Annotated in this window: 2 rRNA genes; both read left to right on the top strand. The window is 55.4% G+C overall.

Features of this window, described 5'->3' with window-relative positions:
• The first annotated feature begins 209 nt into the window (after window positions 1–209).
• Window positions 210–1,728: ribosomal RNA gene (locus DAT37_RS04210) — 16S ribosomal RNA — on the top strand.
• Between the two features lie 335 nt (window positions 1,729–2,063).
• A 23S ribosomal RNA gene (locus DAT37_RS04205) occupies window positions 2,064–5,197 on the top strand.
• The 16S and 23S rRNA genes sit together here, the layout of an rRNA operon.
• Window positions 5,198–5,260 lie beyond the last annotated feature (63 nt).

Here is a 5,260-nt window from a genome sequence, read left to right as displayed (position 1 = left end):
GTGTGTGCGTGTGTTCTTTGAGAACTCAATAGTGTGTCGATGAATGTCAGTGCCAAATATTTTATTTGGTTCCGATGCTTTCATACCCCCGTGTGAGGGTGTCGGACGTTTAGTCAGCAAAAGTTTTTTGTTGGCGTTTTGTTTTGCTAGGTTTTCGGACTCTAGTTAGATATTTCTGATTCGCCTCTTTTGGGGTGTTTCGTGAGTCTTCAACGGAGAGTTTGATCCTGGCTCAGGACGAACGCTGGCGGCGTGCTTAACACATGCAAGTCGAGCGGTAAGGCCCTTCGGGGTACACGAGCGGCGAACGGGTGAGTAACACGTGGGTGATCTGCCTCGCACTTCGGGATAAGCCTGGGAAACTGGGTCTAATACCGGATATGACCACGGATCGCATGGTTTGTGGTGGAAAGATTTATCGGTGCGAGATGGGCCCGCGGCCTATCAGCTTGTTGGTGGGGTAATGGCCTACCAAGGCGACGACGGGTAGCCGACCTGAGAGGGTGACCGGCCACACTGGGACTGAGACACGGCCCAGACTCCTACGGGAGGCAGCAGTGGGGAATATTGCACAATGGGCGGAAGCCTGATGCAGCGACGCCGCGTGAGGGATGACGGCCTTCGGGTTGTAAACCTCTTTCGACAGGGACGAAGCGCAAGTGACGGTACCTGTAGAAGAAGCACCGGCCAACTACGTGCCAGCAGCCGCGGTAATACGTAGGGTGCGAGCGTTGTCCGGAATTACTGGGCGTAAAGAGCTTGTAGGCGGTTTGTCGCGTCTTCTGTGAAAACTTGGGGCTCAACCTTAAGCTTGCAGGGGATACGGGCAGACTAGAGTACTTCAGGGGAGACTGGAATTCCTGGTGTAGCGGTGAAATGCGCAGATATCAGGAGGAACACCGGTGGCGAAGGCGGGTCTCTGGGAAGTAACTGACGCTGAGAAGCGAAAGCGTGGGTAGCGAACAGGATTAGATACCCTGGTAGTCCACGCCGTAAACGGTGGGTACTAGGTGTGGGTTTCCTTCCACGGGATCCGTGCCGTAGCTAACGCATTAAGTACCCCGCCTGGGGAGTACGGCCGCAAGGCTAAAACTCAAAGGAATTGACGGGGGCCCGCACAAGCGGCGGAGCATGTGGATTAATTCGATGCAACGCGAAGAACCTTACCTGGGTTTGACATACACCGGAAACCTGCAGAGATGTAGGCCCCCTTGTGGTCGGTGTACAGGTGGTGCATGGCTGTCGTCAGCTCGTGTCGTGAGATGTTGGGTTAAGTCCCGCAACGAGCGCAACCCTTGTCCTGTGTTGCCAGCAAGTAAAGTTGGGGACTCGCAGGAGACTGCCGGGGTCAACTCGGAGGAAGGTGGGGACGACGTCAAGTCATCATGCCCCTTATGTCCAGGGCTTCACACATGCTACAATGGCCGGTACAGAGGGCTGCGATACCGTGAGGTGGAGCGAATCCCTTAAAGCCGGTCTCAGTTCGGATCGGGGTCTGCAACTCGACCCCGTGAAGTTGGAGTCGCTAGTAATCGCAGATCAGCAACGCTGCGGTGAATACGTTCCCGGGCCTTGTACACACCGCCCGTCACGTCATGAAAGTCGGTAACACCCGAAGCCGGTGGCCTAACCCCTTGTGGGAGGGAGCCGTCGAAGGTGGGATTGGCGATTGGGACGAAGTCGTAACAAGGTAGCCGTACCGGAAGGTGCGGCTGGATCACCTCCTTTCTAAGGAGCATTTCTACGTAATGCCTCACACAGGTGAGTGTGGTTGCGTCAGAGACCGTTTCGGAAACATTCGTTTTCCGGCGGACGCTCATGGGTGGAACACTGACAATCATCATCGCGTATGGCGGGAGCTGAGTCTTTCGTCGCGGTGGTTATATCGGCACACTGTTGGGTCCTGAGAGAACACGCGAGTGTTTCTTTCATGGGAAACGATAACGATCTGCTCGGATTTCTTGTTCATACCGGGGAGGCTGGAAAGTCTTCTGCTGGTGCGGGGTTCGGATTCGGGTGGGTGTGTTGTTTGAGAACTGCACAGTGGACGCGAGCATCTTTGTTAGTAAGTGTTTAAGAGCGTACGGTGGATGCCTTGGCACCAGGAGCCGATGAAGGACGTAGGAGGCTGCGATAAGCCTCGGGGAGCTGTCAACCGAGCTGAGATCCGAGGATTTCCGAATGGGGAAACCCAGCACGAGTGATGTCGTGTTACCCGCATCTGAATATATAGGGTGTGTGGAGGGAACGTGGGGAAGTGAAACATCTCAGTACCCACAGGAAGAGAAAACAACAGTGATTCCGTGAGTAGTGGCGAGCGAAAGCGGATGAGGCTAAACCATGCGGATGTGATACCCGGCAGGGGTTGTCCGTGTGGGGTAGTGGGGTCATTCTTCTCGATTCTGCCGAGTCGAGCAACAGTCAGAAACCGTTGGGTTAGTCGAAGTGGTCTGGAACGGCCTGTCGTAGAGGGTGAGAGTCCCGTAGACGAAAACCGAGCGGCTGTTGTGGATGATGCCCGAGTAGCAGCGGGCCCGTGAAATCTGCTGTGAATCTGCCGGGACCACCCGGTAAGCCTGAATACTCCCTGGTGACCGATAGCGGACTAGTACCGTGAGGGAAAGGTGAAAAGTACCCCGGGAGGGGAGTGAAATAGTACCTGAAACCGTGCGCTTACAATCCGTCAGAGCCTGTGCATCCTTTAGTGGGTGGTGGGTGATGGCGTGCCTTTTGAAGAATGAGCCTGCGAGTTAGTGGCATGTGGCGAGGTTAACCCGTGTGGGGTAGCCGTAGCGAAAGCGAGTCCGAATAGGGCGTTTCAGTCGCATGTTCTAGACCCGAAGCGGAGTGATCTACCCATGGCCAGGGTGAAGCGACGGTAAGACGTCGTGGAGGCCCGAACCCACTTAGGTTGAAAACTGAGGGGATGAGTTGTGGGTAGGGGTGAAAGGCCAATCAAACTCCGTGATAGCTGGTTCTCCCCGAAATGCATTTAGGTGCAGCGTCACGTGTTTCACACCGGAGGTAGAGCTACTGGATGGTCTAGGGGGCCTACAAGCTTACCGAAATCAGCCAAACTCCGAATGCCGGTGTGTGAGAGCGTGGCAGTGAGACTGCGGGGGATAAGCTTCGTAGTCGAGAGGGAAACAGCCCAGATCGCCGGCTAAGGCCCCTAAGCGTGTACTAAGTGGAAAAGGATGTGGGGTCGCGAAGACAACCAGGAGGTTGGCTTAGAAGCAGCCACCCTTGAAAGAGTGCGTAATAGCTCACTGGTCAAGTGATCCTGCGCCGACAATGTAGCGGGGCTCAAGTACACCGCCGAAGCCGCGGCACTCCGACAATACACCGAGGACGACCTGCGGGTTTTCTTCCAGTGGTTGGGGTGGGTAGGGGAGCGTCCTGTGGCCATGGAAGCGGCGGAGTGATCCAGCCGTGGAGGCTACAGGAGTGAGAATGCAGGCATGAGTAGCGAAAGACGAGTGAGAAACTCGTCCGCCGAATGACCAAGGGTTCCTGGGCCAGGTTAATCCGCCCAGGGTGAGTCGGGACCTAAGGCGAGGCCGACAGGCGTAGTCGATGGACAACGGGTTGATATTCCCGTACCCGTGTATCCGCGCCAAATGGTGAATCAGTTGTGCTAAGTATCCAAAAGCGGATGGACCTCCTTCGGGAGGCCGGATGTGGCTGCATACGACCCTGGCTGTAGTAGTCAAGCGATGGGGTGACGCAGGAAGGTAGCTGGGCCAGTCAGTGGTTGTACTGGTGTAAGCCTGTAGGGCGAGACATAGGCAAATCCGTGTCTCATATAGCCTGAGAGGTGATGCGTAGCCGATTGAGGCGAATTCAGTGATCCTATGCTGCCGAGAAAAGCCTCTAGTGAGTTGGTACACGGCCCGTACCCCAAACCGACACAGGTGGTCAGGTAGAGAATACTAAGGCGATCGAGAGAACTGTGGTTAAGGAACTCGGCAAAATGCCCCCGTAACTTCGGGAGAAGGGGGACCAACGCTGGTGACGGAACTTGCTTCCTGAGCTGGTGGTGGTCGCAGAGACCAGTGAGAAGCGACTGTTTACTAAAAACACAGGTCCGTGCGAAGTCGTAAGACGATGTATACGGACTGACGCCTGCCCGGTGCCGGAAGGTTAAGAGGACCGGTTAGCCAGTAATGGCGAAGCTGAGAATTTAAGCCCCGGTAAACGGCGGTGGTAACTATAACCATCCTAAGGTAGCGAAATTCCTTGTCGGGTAAGTTCCGACCTGCACGAATGGCGTAACGACTTCTCAGCTGTCTCAACCACAGACTCGGCGAAATTGCATTACGAGTAAAGATGCTCGTTACGCGCGGCAGGACGAAAAGACCCCGGGACCTTCACTATAGCTTGGTATTGGTGTTCGGTACGGTTTGTGTAGGATAGGTGGGAGACTGTGAAGCGGGTACGCCAGTATTCGTGGAGTCATCGTTGAAATACCACTCTGATCGTATTGGACTTCTAACCTCGGACCATGATCTGGTTCAGGGACAGTGCCTGGTGGGTAGTTTAACTGGGGCGGTTGCCTCCTAAAATGTAACGGAGGCGCCCAAAGGTTCCCTCAGCCTGGTTGGCAATCAGGTGTCGAGTGCAAGTGCACAAGGGAGCTTGACTGTGAGAGCGACAGCTCGAGCAGGGACGAAAGTCGGGACTAGTGATCCGGCACCGGCAAGTGGAAGCGGTGTCGCTCAACGGATAAAAGGTACCCCGGGGATAACAGGCTGATCTTCCCCAAGAGTCCATATCGACGGGATGGTTTGGCACCTCGATGTCGGCTCGTCGCATCCTGGGGCTGGAGTAGGTCCCAAGGGTTGGGCTGTTCGCCCATTAAAGCGGCACGCGAGCTGGGTTTAGAACGTCGTGAGACAGTTCGGTCTCTATCCGCCGCGCGCGTCAGAAACTTGAGGAAGGCTGTCCCTAGTACGAGAGGACCGGGACGGACGAACCTCTGGTGTGCCAGTTGTCCTGCCAAGGGCACTGCTGGTTAGCTACGTTCGGAAGGGATAACCGCTGAAAGCATCTAAGCGGGAAGCCTGTTCCAAGATGAGGTTTCTCACCACCTTCGAGTGGTTAAGGCCCCCTACAGACCATGGGGTTGATAGGCCAGAACTGGAAGCTCGGTAACGGGTGTAGGTGACTGGTACTAATAGGCCGAGGACTTACCAACAAAGAAGCTACGCGTCCACTGTGCGGTATCTGAAACAACACACAGACACTGCAGCAGACACCC

Source organism: Nocardia aurea, assembly GCF_003123685.1.
Taxonomy (GTDB): Bacteria; Actinomycetota; Actinomycetes; order Mycobacteriales; family Mycobacteriaceae; genus Nocardia; species Nocardia aurea.
The sequence above is the reverse complement of the archived record's forward strand: the minus strand, read 5'-3'. Positions and strand labels throughout refer to the sequence as shown.